This window comes from Polaribacter sp. 2405UD43-2, from assembly GCF_058147125.1.
This window is the reverse complement of sequence record NZ_JBYVJX010000041.1, coordinates 1-268: the sequence shown is the minus strand read 5'-3', so window position 1 is coordinate 268 and position 268 is coordinate 1. Positions and strand designations below refer to the sequence as shown.

The 268-nt window shown below is 35.8% G+C and carries 1 pseudogene; it reads right to left on the bottom strand.

The features are described 5' to 3' along the window. Window positions 1-268: pseudogene (locus tag ACY2RX_RS14670) on the bottom strand (dihydroxy-acid dehydratase); the annotation flags it as partial.

Here is a 268-nt window from a genome sequence, read left to right as displayed (position 1 = left end):
TCTGGAGCTTGCCAATTTGCTTTTCTTTCTGCCAATTCTTCATCAGAAATTAAAACATTAATAGTGTTATCTTATGCACTAATTCTAATTTTGTCTCCTGTTTTTAAAATTCCAATGGTTCCTCCAGATTGTGCTTCTGGTGTAATATGAACTACCACAAAACCGTGTGTTCCTCCAGAAAAACGACCATCTGTAATTAATGCGACAGATTTACCTAAACATGCGCCCATAATTAAAGACGTTGGTTTTAACATTTCTGGCATTCCTG